The sequence below is a fragment of the Pandoraea sp. LA3 genome, assembly GCF_022696215.1.
Classification (GTDB): domain Bacteria; phylum Pseudomonadota; class Gammaproteobacteria; order Burkholderiales; family Burkholderiaceae; genus Pandoraea; species Pandoraea capi.
Genome location: NZ_PTPY01000025.1, coordinates 164,694 through 178,824, shown reverse-complemented (window position 1 = coordinate 178,824; position 14,131 = coordinate 164,694). Strand labels below are relative to the sequence as shown.

The 14,131-nt window shown below is 64.4% G+C and carries 13 protein-coding genes; 8 read left to right on the top strand and 5 right to left on the bottom strand.

The window, feature by feature from the left end; translation table 11 throughout:
• Window positions 1-135: 135 nt before the first annotated feature.
• The 4 genes from C5N93_RS07045 to C5N93_RS07030 form a co-directional block, all read right to left on the bottom strand.
• The gene (locus C5N93_RS07045) at window positions 136-1,476 is read right to left on the bottom strand and encodes an MFS transporter (protein WP_242558746.1); all 1,341 of its coding nucleotides are present in this window, start codon (window positions 1,474-1,476) and stop codon (window positions 136-138) included.
• A 128-nt stretch (window positions 1,477-1,604) separates the two neighbouring features.
• On the bottom strand, window positions 1,605-3,254 hold the full coding sequence (locus C5N93_RS07040) for a phosphoethanolamine transferase (RefSeq protein ID WP_242558745.1): 1,650 nt from the start codon (window positions 3,252-3,254) through the stop codon (window positions 1,605-1,607).
• A gap of 194 nt (window positions 3,255-3,448) precedes the next feature.
• Window positions 3,449-3,814, bottom strand: coding sequence for a tRNA-binding protein (locus C5N93_RS07035; protein WP_242558744.1), 366 nt, complete (start codon window positions 3,812-3,814; stop codon window positions 3,449-3,451).
• A 139-nt stretch (window positions 3,815-3,953) separates the two neighbouring features.
• Window positions 3,954-4,736 carry an AraC family transcriptional regulator gene (locus tag C5N93_RS07030; RefSeq protein WP_242558743.1) on the bottom strand — a complete coding sequence of 261 codons (783 nt, stop codon included), beginning with the start codon at window positions 4,734-4,736 and terminating at the stop codon, window positions 3,954-3,956.
• Between the two features lie 282 nt (window positions 4,737-5,018).
• On the opposite strand from C5N93_RS07030, the gene ssuE reads away from it, so the two are divergent.
• From ssuE to gltX, 6 genes are all read left to right on the top strand, one after another.
• Window positions 5,019-5,615, top strand: coding sequence for an NADPH-dependent FMN reductase (ssuE, locus tag C5N93_RS07025; RefSeq protein WP_242558742.1), 597 nt, complete (start codon window positions 5,019-5,021; stop codon window positions 5,613-5,615).
• An 18-nt stretch (window positions 5,616-5,633) separates the two neighbouring features.
• Window positions 5,634-6,785: an FMNH2-dependent alkanesulfonate monooxygenase gene (gene ssuD, locus C5N93_RS07020; protein WP_242558741.1), complete on the top strand. Its 1,152-nt coding sequence runs from the start codon at window positions 5,634-5,636 to the stop codon at window positions 6,783-6,785.
• Window positions 6,786-6,950: 165 nt separating this feature from the next.
• Window positions 6,951-7,805, top strand: a complete 855-nt coding sequence (gene ssuC / locus C5N93_RS07015; RefSeq protein WP_242558740.1) for an aliphatic sulfonate ABC transporter permease SsuC — start codon at window positions 6,951-6,953, stop codon at window positions 7,803-7,805.
• Window positions 7,802-8,845: an ATP-binding cassette domain-containing protein gene (locus C5N93_RS07010; RefSeq protein ID WP_242558739.1), complete on the top strand. Its 1,044-nt coding sequence runs from the start codon at window positions 7,802-7,804 to the stop codon at window positions 8,843-8,845. The genes ssuC and C5N93_RS07010 overlap by 4 nt, the downstream gene beginning before the upstream one ends.
• Before the next feature lie 109 nt (window positions 8,846-8,954).
• Window positions 8,955-9,170 (top strand): molybdopterin-binding protein, encoded by a 216-nt coding sequence (locus C5N93_RS07005; RefSeq protein ID WP_010807342.1) that lies wholly within the window; start codon window positions 8,955-8,957, stop codon window positions 9,168-9,170.
• A gap of 255 nt (window positions 9,171-9,425) precedes the next feature.
• A complete protein-coding gene (gltX, locus tag C5N93_RS07000; protein ID WP_242558738.1) occupies window positions 9,426-10,817 on the top strand; it encodes a glutamate--tRNA ligase in 1,392 nt (463 codons plus the stop codon).
• 134 nt (window positions 10,818-10,951) lie between these two features.
• Here gltX and C5N93_RS06995 read toward each other — a convergent pair whose 3' ends face one another.
• Window positions 10,952-11,818, bottom strand: coding sequence for an inositol monophosphatase family protein (locus tag C5N93_RS06995; protein WP_242558737.1), 867 nt, complete (start codon window positions 11,816-11,818; stop codon window positions 10,952-10,954).
• Window positions 11,819-12,128: 310 nt separating this feature from the next.
• On the opposite strand from C5N93_RS06995, the gene C5N93_RS06990 reads away from it, so the two are divergent.
• Entirely contained in the window at window positions 12,129-12,938 is an 810-nt protein-coding gene (locus C5N93_RS06990) for an RNA methyltransferase (protein ID WP_242558736.1), read from the top strand.
• A gap of 326 nt (window positions 12,939-13,264) precedes the next feature.
• On the top strand, window positions 13,265-14,074 hold the full coding sequence (gene cysE / locus C5N93_RS06985; protein WP_347403294.1) for a serine O-acetyltransferase: 810 nt from the start codon (window positions 13,265-13,267) through the stop codon (window positions 14,072-14,074).
• Window positions 14,075-14,131 lie beyond the last annotated feature (57 nt).

The following is a 14,131-nucleotide window of genomic DNA, read 5'->3' as shown; positions in this document are numbered from 1 at the left end:
GCTGCCGACGGGCGGCGCGGGGCCGGGACCGGTGCGTAACATTGATTGCACCGGTCCCTGTTGCCCTCGTCGGTGCATGTGCCTCGCTACGAGAGCGCGACCCGGCATGTCGCGTGACACCCCGCGGTGTGGCGATCAGCGCCCGTGTGCCATGTCGAGTGACGTCAACGTTGTCGAACGTGAGCGGGCGATGATCGCCAGTTGCAGTGCGAAACCTGCCGTCATTGCGAACAGGCACGCCTTCACGCCGAACGCGGCCGCGATCCACGCGCCGACGAAGGCGCCGAGCGGGCGCGCCCCGAACGTGGCTGTCATCGTGACGGCCGACACGCGCGCGATCAACTCGCCGGGCGTGACGATCTGGCGTAGCGATGTCGTGGAGATCGTCCAGACGATCGGGCCGAAACCGAACAGGAAGAAGGCGGCGAACACAACGGCATATAACGCGAAGCTTGCCGTGCTGGTCCGCGCAAATGCGGTCGTCGATGCCATTAGCACTGCCGCGAGCGCGGCGCAGGCCGGGCCGAGCAGGATCTGCCGACCGAAGCGCAAGCGCTGCGCGATGCGAGCGTAACCCACCGCACCGCACACCATGCCAAAGCCGTACACCCCGAGCGCGGCACCCACGCCACGTGCGGAAAAGGCGAGGGTGTCGATCGCGTAAAACGCGAAGACCGACAGCAGCAGATACCACGACGTGTTGAACACGAAAGCCGTCGTCACGATCGAGCGCAGATGGATATTGCGCACGATGAAGCGAATGCCTTCGCCGAGTTCGTGGACGAAATGACGGCGCGACGCCGCCCGTGGCGCCTCCATCGGCAGGCGTGACAACCAGAACGCGCTGCCCAGCGACAACGCGAAAGCGGCAGCAAACGCGACCCTGCCCGACGCCACACCGGCGAGTACGCCGCCAATCGCCGGGCCTGCGGTGAACGCGATGCTGCGAGCGGTTTCCAGACGCCGGTTAGCAGCGAGCAGATGCGAGGGGCCGACCAGCGTCGCGACGAGCGACGGCGCGGCGGCACCGAAGACGACCGTCCCGGTCGCCATGGCGAAGCCCATTGCGCCCAGCGCCGTCAGCGTCAACCAATTCGCCTGTAGCAAGGCAAAGAGCATCAGCAACGCCATGGCACGCAGCAACTCCGTGGCGATCATGAGCGGTTTGCGCCGATAGCGGTCCGCGAGCACCCCTGCGGGAAGCGACAGAAGGAGAAACGGTAACGTCGTGGCGGCTTGCAGCGATGCGGTCTGTTCTGCCGAGGCGTTCAGCGCGATGACGGCAATGATCGGAATGACGGCCAGCGTCATCTGTTCGCTGAACTGTGCCGCGAGGTTGGCTCGCGAGAGCGAAGCGATGACGGATGCGACCGATGACGCTGACGATGCCGCGTTCACGGTCGCGTCGGCATCGACGTCTGTGGCGAGATTGGCCACAGCTGGAGCGGGCGAGGCGGGTTGTTGTGCTTCAGACATGGGACACCCTTCGAGAGCATTATCTCGACGGGAGTCTATGGACGGCGGGGAAAGTTGACACCCCGTTTCTTGCTATTGAATTCGAGACTCGCGAGGTTGCAATCCCCCCGAGTCCCGCCGCGAATGTCTCAGCCCTCGGGCAACGATACTGCCGCCAATGCCGACGGGATATAGGGTCGGCCATTAATACGTCGCGGTACCGGAACGAACGCCTCGCTCAGCAGGTCTTGCGACGCGTCGTAGTACGGCGTTTCGATATCGAGCAATCCGAGCATCGTGTGTTCCAGACGGTCGGTCTGATACGGACGCGCTTCCCATGCGGCGCGCGTCTGCGCACGGGGCGTATCGCGCTGCCACACCAGCATCGGGATCTCGTAGCCGGACGCGTCGGAGACCGATTGCCCGGCATGATTGCGGGTGTGACCGACTTCCTGCGCATGGTCCGAACTGAACAGCAGGCTGGCGTCGGATTGCGGCGATGTCGCCATGGTCTTGCGAATCAGATTGGAGACCACGTAATCGTTGTACGCGATGGCATTGTCGTAGTCGTTGCGTGCATGACGCACCCAGAGCGAGCGCCCCTGCGCTTCGAGGTTCGCCATCACGCTATCGTCGGTATTGTCGAAGCGGGCAAATTCGTCGGGGTACCGCATGTCGTAGGTCGGATGCGCGCCGAGCAGATGCACGATGATCAGCTTGCGTTGCGCATCGCCTGCCAGCGCAGCCTCGAAGTCCGGCAGCAGGTTGCCGTCCAGATTGTTCTCGCCGCGACCAGCCCCCTTGTTGATGAATACCCGCTCGTCGGCCCGGTTGGCCACCAGGCCCAGCCAGCCGTCGTTGGGCACCTGATTCGAGATCCAGTACGTGCGATACCCCGCAGCCTTGGCCAGCATGACGAGGTCGGGCTGACGTGTCCAGGCATCGGGATCGTCCAGGCTTGCGGGGGTGAGCATCTTCATGAGCGAGGCCATCGTCGCCGGCTCGGACGACACCACGTCGTGAAATACCGTCAGATCGTCGCGCAACGAGCCGAGCATCGGCGTGGTGTTGCGCGGGTAACCGTAGATCGACATGTTGTTGCGGTTCAGGCTCTCGCCGATGACCCAGACGACCGTCTTGCGCGCCGGCCCGCGGTACTGCACTTGCCATTCGTCCGGCTTCGCCATGCTGTGCTCAAGCGTGCGCTGCAATTCGTCGGCATGCGCGAGTTGTCCCTTGTAATCGAAGTAGCGAATCGGCCAGTAAAGCAGCGGGTTTTCCTTGGCCATCGTCGGATTCAGATGCAACGCGAGAAAACCGGTGAAGAGCGTGGCCACGGCGACCTTGCTGCGGCGGCGCAGCGGTGCAGACGGCTGCGTCGCTTCTCTGCGTGTGAGTCGGCGCTCAAGCGCCACGACACCCGCCATGAGAACGACAAATACCGCACTGGCCTCGGCCACGTCGCGCCAGTTGTGGCGGAAGAATTCGCCGGTCTCCGACGCATTCGTGTTGAACACCGCCTGCAACACCAGCAGGTGGTTGGGACGCAGGCCGAAGTAGTCGCGAAGGAAACCTTTGGTGGCCGCGTCAAGGAAGAAGACGGCGATCACGCCGAGCGTCGTCGCGCTCAGCCAGGCGGGACGCGCGCCGAGCAACAGACACAACCCGACGAGGCCGGGCAGCGCGGTCGCCATGATCGCCGCGCTCTTGCCGTACTCGCTCGCGCTGATCATGCCCAGCGCCCAGAACGCGGCAAGGCCGCCCAGCCCTAGGCACAGGCGGTAAAGAAGTGATTTCAAGATGGAGATCCCCCAATGCTGCTGGCACGTCGAGGCATGCCTGTCGATAGTCGCTGTCGGGCGATGGCTATCACACATCGCTCGAACGATGCGATTCGACCAGAGATTGGGTGAATGGTGTCGCGACTGCCTAAATTTTGGGACGAACGGCAGTCGGTATTCAGTGATTTCTTAGGAACCCGTGGCGTCGGCTGTCAATGCAGCCGCGCGCCATTGGGCACTGTGCGCTCCACGCCGGCCAGCACGATGGCCCCGGAGGCATCCGCGAACCCCGTCACCAGGACTTCCGAGACGACGCCTGCAATGCGCTTCGGCGCGAAGTTGCACACGCACAGCACTTGTCGGCCGACGAGGCTCTCCGGTGTGTAGTGCACCGTGATCTGCGCGCTCGACGTTTTCACCCCCAGTTCCCCGAGATCCACTTCCAGCACATAAGCGGGCTTCCTTGCCTTTTCGTTGATGCGAGCCGCGACGACGGTGCCCACGCGCAACTCGATCTTCTCGAAGTCTTGCCATTCGATAGGGGTTGCCGCGTCTGTCTTGTCGCTGAAATCCGTCATGTCTTGCTCCCTTGCCTTGCCGATCAATGATTTAGCGGCGAGCGTAATCCGCGACTGGTCCGGCAGGCTTGTGAAATACGGCAGGCGGCAGACGGGAGTTGGCAGATGAGGAAGGGCTGGCGGCAATGGCGCAGCAGTGTCAGTCGCCCATGCCCTGCGCGGTTCGCACCCGGCGCCACGCCGCAGGCGTCAGTCCGTAATGCTGGCGAAACGCGTGGGTGAGGGCGCTCTGGTCGTTGAAGCCGACGTCGAGCGCGATGTCGGCAAGCGGGGTGTCGACTGTCAGCAGCATCGAGGCAGCGCGGGCGAGCCGCAAACGCATCAGGTGCCGATGAGGGGTTTCGCCGGTCATCGCGACGAAGCAGTCGTGAAAGTGCCGCACGCTCATGCCGGCTTCCCGGGCGAGCGTTGCCGTATCCAGCGGGGTGGCCAGATCGGCTTGCAGTCTCGCGTCGACCTGCGTCAGATCCAGTCGAAGCGTTCGCGACGCATGGCGCACAGGGGTCAGCCGCGCGGCCAGCGCTTCCAGCCATTCGCGTACCACAGGATCGTCGGCGTCGAGCGCGCGCCCGGTTTTGACGCTGTCGCTCACCCGGTTGGCCAGCGCGAGCAGCGGCGCATCGAGCGCAAAGAACGCCTCATGGGCGAACGCGCGCGCCGTGCCCGTCTCCCGGGCGATGTTCGCGGGCACGTCGAGCACGACCTGCCGGTTCGGCCCGTCGCCCCGGTAGTCGTGACGCACGCCTGCCGGAATCACCACGCCGTTACGCGCGCCGACACGCCCATAGGTCGTGGCATCGCCGTCGAGTGAGAGCGACATGCGTCCTGATAGCCCGATCACGACCTGATGAAAGTCGTGTGTGTCGGTGCTATCGGTCGGGCGGTACTCGCGCAGTTCGAGGCGCGTGGCGGCGGTGGACATGACAGATGAAAACGCTGCGTGGCGGACTGTGCTCACCTTCATCACCGTTTCGGTGCTTCAGGAGCATAAGGCCGCCAAGGTGCATGACTTCAGGTTATGAAAAAACGCGCAAAGCTATCCCGGATTGATTGGTTCGGCCGCGCAGAACGGGTCGCTACACTGGGTCTCCAGTGGCCGGAGTGTTCCCGGCCGGCACCGCGAAGGTGGGGGGCCGTGAGGCCCGGCGACTACGCGATGCGCTTCGATTCCACAGGGCCAGCGGCCCGTCTTAGGCAGGGAAGTATGACATACGCCGTTACGATCTCGGGCAGCCCGTCGGCCGCCTCGCGCAGCGCCCGGTTGCTGCGTTTCGTCGAATCCGAACTGACTGCGTCCGGCATCGAAGTCCGCCGCATCGACATTCGGGCATTGTCGCCGGCTGCGCTGCTCGCCGCCGACACGTCGCACGACGACCTGCGCCACGCGCTTGCCCAAGTGGCCGGCGCACAAGCGGTGGTGGTTGCGACGCCCGTGTACAAGGCGGCTTACAGCGGCCTGCTGAAGGCCTTTCTCGACGTGCTGCCGCAAGACGGCCTGGCCGACAAGCTCATTGCGCCGTTCGCCACCGGCGGCAGTCCGGCGCACCTGCTCGCACTCGACTACGCGCTCAAGCCAGTGCTTTCCGCGTTGGGTGCGCAGCACATTCTGCGCGGCGTGTTCGCCGTCGACCAGCAGGTGCCGAAGGAAGAGGGCGCCACGCTGGATGCCGCGATTGCCGAGCGTCTGGAGGCGAGCGTCGATCAGCTCTCGCAGTGGCTGCACGAGCGCGAAGTGATTCGTCAGTGGCCGGCCAGGGTTGCGCAGGGCCATCGTGCCGTGCGCGCCACGCTCGCTGCCTGATCGCCGGAGTCCGTTCGTATGCAAGTGTTCTGGTTCATTCCGACGCATGGCGACACCCGTTATCTCGGCACGTCCGACGGCGGGCGCGTGTTCGATTTCGATTACGCGCGGCAGATCGCGAGTGCGGTCGATTCGCTCGGTTACGAAGGCGTGTTGCTGCCCACGGGACGTTCGTGCGAAGACGCCTGGGTGACGGCGTCGAGCCTGATCGGCGCGACGCGCAACCTGAAGTTTCTCGTCGCGATTCGCCCCGGGATTGCTTCGCCTGCACTGACGGCGCGCATGGCGTCGACGTTCGATCGTCTGTCGGGGGGCAGGCTGTTGATAAACGTCGTGACAGGGGGCGACGCGGGCGAACTCGAAGGTGACGGCTTCTTTGCCGATCATGCCGAACGCTACGCGGTGACCGACGAGTTCCTGCGCATCTGGCGCGGCATCTTCGAGAAGTCGCACACCGGGGAAAGTGTCGATTTCGAAGGCGAACATCTCAAGGCGAAGGGCGCCAAACTGTTCTTCCCGCCGGTGCAGGCGCCGCATCCGCCGCTGTATTTCGGCGGCTCGTCGGAAGCGGCGCGCCAGATTGCCGCCGAGCAGCTCGACGTCTATCTGACGTGGGGCGAACCGCTGGCCGATGTGGCAGAAAAGATCGCCGACGTACGCGCACGTGCCGCGAAGCTCGGCCGGACGTTGCGCTTCGGTTTGCGTTTGCATGTGATCGTTCGCGAGACCGAGGACGAAGCATGGCGAGCCGCCGATTCGCTCATCAGCAAGCTCGACGACGAGACCATCGCCCGTGTGCAGACGCAGTTCGCGAAGATGGATTCGGAAGGGCAGCGGCGCATGGCGGCGCTGCATGGCGGACGTCGCGACAAGCTCGTGATCGCACCGAACCTGTGGGCCGGCGTGGGGCTGGTGCGCGGCGGTGCGGGCACGGCGCTCGTGGGCGATGGCCCGACCGTGGCCGAGCGGCTGCGCGAGTATGCCGATCTGGGCATCGATACCTTCATTCTGTCGGGTTATCCGCATCTCGAAGAGGCCTATCGCTTCGCCGAACTGGTGTTCCCGCATCTGCCTGACCGGGTGCGCGCGAAGCTCGGCAATGTGGCGCTGTCAGGCCCCATCGGCGAAGTCATGGCCAACAACATCGTGCCGCAGGCATCGCAGAGCTGAGGGATCTGAATGCTCGTGCTCAGCCTCAAGCCGGTTCCGCGCCGATCTCATGTTCGATCTTATGTCCGATGTCGATGACCGCCTCGGATGCCCCGGCATCGCAACGCATTGACTTCACTTTGAATGGAACGCAAACGGGGCCGTAGCGCCCCGGGGGAAATTCGCATGACCCAACCTACGACAACGACCCTGACCGATGTGGCTTCGGTTGCCACTCGCCCGCCCGGCGCGTTGCCGCGTTACTGGCGCACGCTGGCCCGCCGTCTCGCGCCGTGGGCCGTGCCCATCGTGCTCGTCGCGCTCTGGCAACTGGCCGCCGAACAAGGCTGGCTGTCCACGCGTGTGCTGCCCGCGCCGTCCGCGGTCGTCGAAGCGGCCTGGCAACTCGCCGTCACCGGTCAGATCTGGCGCGACATCGGGGTGTCGACCGGACGCGCCGTGATCGGCTTCATCATCGGTGGCGGGCTCGGATTGCTGCTCGGCATGCTCACCGGCCTGTCGCGTGTGGCCGAAACTGCGCTCGATTCGTCGTTTCAGATGCTGCGCAACATTCCGCATCTGGCGCTGATCCCGCTCGTGATCCTGTGGTTCGGCATCGACGAGAAAGCCAAGCTGTTCCTCGTCTCCATCGGGGTGTTCTTCCCGATGTATCTCAATACGTATGCCGGCATTCGCGCCGTCGATCCGGCGCTGGTCGAAATGGCGCGCAGCTACGGCTTGCGCGGCTGGTCACTGTACCGCGATGTGATTCTGCCCGGCGCGTTGCCGTCGATTCTCGTCGGCGTGCGCTTCTCGCTGGGGCTGATGTGGGTGACGCTGATCGTCGCGGAAACCATTTCGGCGCAATCGGGCATCGGCTATCTGACGATGAACGCACGCGAGTTCCTGCAAACCGACATCGTGCTCGTGGGGATCTTGCTCTACGCGCTGCTGGGCAAGCTGGCCGACGTGCTGGCCAAGGAACTGGAATTTCGCTGGTTGCGCTGGCATCCGGCCTTTCAACGAGGAGCCGCCGCATGAGCGCACAACAACTGGCCCCGGTCGCGGGCGCCGACATCGAAGCCGAATGGACCGCCGAGCAGCGCGCCACGGCAAGCCCCGGCAAGCTGGCGCTCGATCCGCAGGCCGATCCGTTCGGCACGCAACTGCCTGTGGGGATCCCTGCCGGCGCGCCGCGTACGGCAGCGGGGACGAATCTTAAAGTGGTGCGCCCGGCGAGTGACGCGAGTGGTGCAGGTGCTGCAAGTTCCGCAACGGCGTCGGACGGCCTGCGTATCGAGTCGGTCGGCAAGCGTTATGGCGAGCGTTCGGTGCTGTCGGACTTTTCGCTGGCGATTCCACGCGGTGGCTTTGCCGCCATCGTGGGACGCAGCGGTTGCGGCAAGTCGACGCTGCTTCGCCTGATCGCCGGCCTGGAGTCGCCGGATGCGGGACGCATCGCGCTCGACGGCCATGCGCTCGCCGGCGCATCGGGCAAGGCCGTGGCGCCCATCACGACGCGCATCATGTTCCAGGACGCACGTCTGCTGCCGTGGCGCACGGTCATCGAAAACGTGGCCATCGGCTTGCCGAAGTCGTCGCACGCCAAAGCGCTGGAAGTGCTGCGCGAAGTGGGCCTCGCCGAGCGCGCCAACGATTGGCCGAGCCGTCTGTCGGGCGGCCAGCGTCAACGGGTGGCATTGGCACGTGCGCTGGTGCACCAGCCGGATCTGTTGCTGCTCGACGAACCGCTCGGCGCGCTCGATGCGCTCACGCGCATCGAAATGCACGCGCTGATCGAACGCCTTTGGCGCGCGCATGGGTTCACGGCGTTGCTCGTCACGCACGATGTGCAGGAGGCTGTCGCGCTGGCCGATCGCGTGGTGCTCATCGAGCAGGGGCAACTGGGGTTGGATCAGGCGGTGTCGCTGTCGCGTCCGCGTGCACGCGGCAGTGTCGAATTCGCCGGCCTCGAAGCGCAGGTGCTCGCTCGTGTGCTGCAAACCGAGGTGGCGCCGTCCTCGCATACGACTCCTGCCGAGCCGTTGTGGCCGGCGGCGACCGTACGCTGGGCCATCTGATCCTCATCTGGCCCGAGGGGGCGCGTCACCGGCTTTTCCAAACGTTTTCCATTGCTATTCAGCGCCATTGCGCATTTTCGAACCGATCTTACGAACACAGGAGTTCACCATGGGTATCACTGCTATCAACGTCCGCAACCAGTTCAAGGGCCGTATTCGCGAAATCCTGCGCGGTCCCGTGCTCTCCGAAGTCGATGTCGAGACGCCGAGCGGCATCGTGACGTCGGTCATCACCACGCGCTCGATCGACGAGCTGCGTCTCGATGTCGGCTCCGAAGTCGTGGCCCTGGTCAAGGCCACCGAAGTCTCGCTTGCCAAGCTCTAAGCCCGCCGTCTGTCACGTCGCTGGCCCTGTGTCAGCGCCCCATTTTCCTGAGCTGGACGCCTGCATCGGACGCGCGCGGGGGCGACCGTCCGATGCAGGTAGCAGGAAATTCCGAGTCCCGGCTAGGACTGTGCCGCGAATGCACGCACTCGGCTGATATAATGACGGCTTCCGAATGTTGGCGACCCGCCTGCGCGAGACCCTCTGCTGCGGGCGTTTTTGTTTGTCGCCGACGCGATGCACCGAAGCCAAACCATGACCACTGTCCGCACCCGCTTTGCGCCTAGCCCGACCGGTTTCATCCATCTGGGCAACATCCGTTCCGCTCTCTATCCGTGGGCCTTCGCGCGTCACAACCACGGCGCGTTCGTTCTGCGCATCGAGGACACCGATCTCGAACGTTCGTCGCAGGAAGCCGTGGATGTCATTCTGGAAGGCATGGAATGGCTCGGTCTCGACTACGACGAAGGCCCGTTCTATCAGATGCAGCGCATGGATCGCTATCGCGAGGTGCTCGAGCAACTGAAGGCAGGCGGTCACGTCTATCCGTGCTACGTGAGCGTGGAAGAACTCGATGCCCTGCGCGAGCAGCAGCGCGAGCGTGGCGAGAAGCCGCGCTACGATGGCCGCTGGCGTCCGGAGCCGGGCAAGGTGCTGCCCGAGCCGCCGGCCGGTGTGCAACCGGTACTGCGCTTCAAGAACCCGCTCACGGGCAGTGTGGTGTGGGAAGACGCGGTGAAGGGCCGTATCGAGATTTCGAACGAAGAGCTCGACGATCTCGTGATCGCACGCCCGGATGGCACGCCGACGTATAACTTCTGCGTGGTCGTCGACGACATCGACATGGACATCACGCATGTGATTCGCGGCGACGATCACGTGAACAACACGCCGCGTCAGATCAACATCTTCGAAGCGCTCGGCAAGCAGCCGCCGGTGTACGCGCACTTGCCCACGGTGCTCAATGACCAGGGCGAGAAGATGTCCAAGCGTAACGGCGCGATGAGCGTGGTGCAGTATCGCGAAGAAGGGTATCTGCCGGAAGCCGTGGTGAACTATCTGGCGCGTCTGGGCTGGGCCCACGGCGACGCGGAAGTGTTCTCGCGCGAGCAGTTCGTGACGTGGTTCGATCTGGAGCATCTGGGCAAGTCGCCGGCACAGCACAATCCGGAAAAACTGCTGTGGTTGAACAACCAGTATCTGAAGCAGGCCGACAATGATCGTCTGGCCGGGCTGACCGAGCCGTTCCTGCAAAAGGCTGGCGTCTCGATCGATGGCGGCCCGTCGCTCGCGGGTGTCGTCGGTCTGTTCAAGGATCGTGCGAACACGATCAAGGACATCGCCGCGAGCGCCGAGATGTTCTATCGTCAGCCGACGCCGTCGGCCGAAGATGTGGCACAACATCTGACCGATGCGGCCCGTGCGGCGGTGAAGGATCTGGCCGCCGCCCTTGCGGCGCTGCCCGAGTGGAAGAAGGAAGCCATCTCGCCCGCGTTCAAGGCCACGCTCGCGCAGCACGGCATGAAGATGCCGCAACTCGCGATGCCGGTGCGCCTGCTCGTGGTCGGCACGACCCACACCCCGGCGATCGACGCCGTGCTCGAACTGCTGGGCCGCGATACGGTGCTGGCACGTCTGGGCGCCTGATCGCGTCCGCCGGAACCGCTGGAATTTCCGGCGCTGCCAACGGTGGCGCCGGGAACGAAAAACCCCGGGATGCTTGCGCATCGCCGGGGTTTTTTCGCATGGGGCGCAGCAGGCGCGGCCCCCCGTGTGTTCGCTTACGCTTGCGGATCGGCTTCGGCGTTCAGCGAGAGGGTCTTGCCGGATTTGGCCGACGGCGTCGGACGCTTGGTGAGCGAATAGGCGTCGAGCAGTTTGACCATAGACGCGTAGATCTTCGGGTTGCCCGCGAGGATTTCGCCTTCGAACAGGAAGTTCGATTCGCCCGTGTAGTTACCGACCAGACCGCCGGCTTCGGTGATCAGCAGGCTGCCTGCGGCCATGTCCCACGGATTCAGGCCTTGCTCGAAGAAGCCGTCCATGCGGCCGGCGGCCACGTTCGCCAGATCCAGTGCTGCGGCGCCCGGGCGACGAATGCCGGCGCAGTGTTCCGTCATCGTGCCGAACATCTTCAGATAGTTGTCCACGCCTTGCAGATCGCGGAACGGGAAGCCCGTGCCAATCAGGCCGTCTGCCAGACGATCGCGACGCGAGACACGGATACGCTTGCCGTCGAGGAACGCACCACGGCCACGCGAGGCGGTGAAGAGTTCGTTGCGGGTCGGGTCGTAGACCACGGCTTGCGAGACGATGCCCTTGTGCGCGAGGGCGATCGACGTGCAGTAGTAGGGCAGGCCGTGAATGAAGTTGGTGGTGCCGTCCAGCGGATCGATGATCCACTGGTATTCCGAGCCGGAATTGCCATGCTCTTCGCCCGATTCTTCGGCGAGGATGGCGTGGTCGGGATAGGCCAACAAGAGGACTTCGATGATCGCTTGCTCAGCCGCTTTGTCCACTTCCGTCACGAAGTCGTTGTGCTGCTTCTTGCTGACCTTGACGGTATCGATATCGAGGGAGGCCCGGCTGATGATGCTGCCGGCGCGGCGCGCGGCCTTCACCGCGATATTGAGCATGGGATGCTGCATGACAGATTCCTGTTAAGGCCATCGCCGACGATACGTACGGCCCCCATTGGGTCGGTCGTCGAGCAAGGCAGACAAAGCGAACGAATTGAGCAAGAGCGATGCCCGGCAAGCGCCGCGCACGGAGGGTGGCGGCTCGATTGCAGGGCGAAAACGTATATTTTAGCAAAAACACAGGCGGCGCGCTCTGGAAACTGTACGTTCTGACCCCTTTTATGTTGCTTAAGGCAGTATCAAGGCAGTTTCGATACGTTTCGATGAGCCGCGTTATCATCTCGCTTTCCACGCTAGGCTTTTCACCATCCGTCGTCTCATGTCCCAGTCTGCTGCTGCTTCCCCGTCGTCCGTGTTCGATCAAGTGCGTTTCGTGCTCAACGAGACGAGCCATCCCGGTAACGTCGGCTCGGCGGCGCGGGCGATCAAGACGATGGGCTTCGGACGACTGGTGCTCGCCGCGCCGCGTGCCGGCGCCGAAGTCCTGCGTGACCCTGAAGCGGTGGCGCTGGCGAGCGGGGCAGACGACGTGCTCGCGAACGCACTCGTCGTGCCGGATCTCGCTGCCGCATTGCGGGGCGTGAGCTGGGCGGTGGCGCTTTCCGCGCGCTCGCGCGAGTACGGTCCGCCCAATGCCGAGCCGCGTGAGAGTGCGGCCATCGCCGTGCAACACGCCGGGCAGGGCGACGCCGTCGCGTTCGTCTTTGGCAGCGAGCGCACCGGTCTGTCTAACGCCGATGTGGAGCGCTGCAATGCACTCGTGCATATTCCGGCGAATCCCGTCTACAGCTCGCTTAATCTCTCGCAAGCGGTGCAACTCATCGCGTGGGAGATGCGCATGGGTTGCCTGGCCCATGAGCGCGGCGACGTCGTGAGCGTCGCCGTGGCAGTGACACCATCGCCTTCGGCCGCGACCGCCGAAGCGCTCGCCACGCGTGACGACGTCGAAGGCATGCTCACGCATCTGGAGCGCGCGCTGGTCGATCTCGATTTCCTCGATCCGGACAATCCCAAGAAGCTCATGACGCGCCTGCGCCGTCTCTTCGCCAAGAGTCATCTGGAGCGCGAGGAGGTCAATATTCTGCGGGGCATCGCGAAGCACATTCTGGAGCGCAAGGTTCGCCGTTGATGGCGAAAAAGCGAGGAGAAAGCGGGCTGAGGAAAAATCCCATACAATCTTCAGTCACAAGCTTATGAGCCTCTCGCGGATATGACCCGTTTGCGCCAGCGTTGCGCGGCCTCCCTGCCTTATCACGTTCACTGTTGTTGGCCCTGCGCCAACTGATGTGACGCGTCGCCTTTCTGCGCGCGCCATCCCCCTGCACCTCGCTGCACATTCTGCGCCGTTCGCCGCCGGTCACGACCGGCCCGCGTTGCGCTTTCGTGCCACTGCAAACTCGCGTCGATCCGCCCCAAGACGGCCGGACGTCGCACGACAGGACCGTCATCAGGCTTATGTTCACTCGTCTTCGCGAAGATATCGCCGCCATCCGTCAGAAGGATCCCGCCGCCCGTAGCAACTGGGAGGTCTTCACCTGCTATCCCGGGCTGCATGCCGTGATGTTGCATCGCGTCGCCCATCAGTGCTGGACGTCCGGCTTCAAATGGCTCGGGCGCTACGTCTCGCAGTACGCGCGCTTCCTGACTGGCATCGAAATCCACCCGGGTGCGACGCTCGGACGCCGCGTCTTCATCGATCACGGCATGGGGGTCGTGATCGGCGAGACGGCGGTGATCGGCGACGACTGCACGATCTATCAGGGTGTGACGCTCGGCGGTACATCGCTCGCGCGCGGCGCCAAGCGGCATCCGACGCTGGAGCCGGGGGTGATCGTCGGTGCGGGCGCGAAGGTGCTCGGCGGCTTCACGGTCGGCGAGGGGGCGAAGATCGGGTCGAACGCGGTCGTCGTGAAGCCCGTGCCGGCGGGAGGCACCGCCGTCGGCAATCCGGCGCGCATCGTGCGTGCAGAGACGCGGTCGGACACGCCGCGCCAGGGCGGCGATGCGCCGGCGGGCGGATCGAGTGGCACGGGCAGCCATGCACGCAAGACGGAATTCTCCGCCTATGGCATCACGCCGAACGCGGACGATCCGGTCTCGCTCGCCATCCATGGCCTCATCGAGAATGCGACCGATCAGTCGCACAAGATCGACGTGATGGTGGCGGCGCTGAACCAGCTTGGCGCACATCTCGAAGCGCTCGGCGCGAGCAAGATCGATACTGCGGAGCTGCGCAAGCTCGGTAAGGAAATTCAGGACATGTGACGCGTGACGATGGGCGTGATGGGTATTATCCCGCGCACGAATGTGAAGACGGCCCGC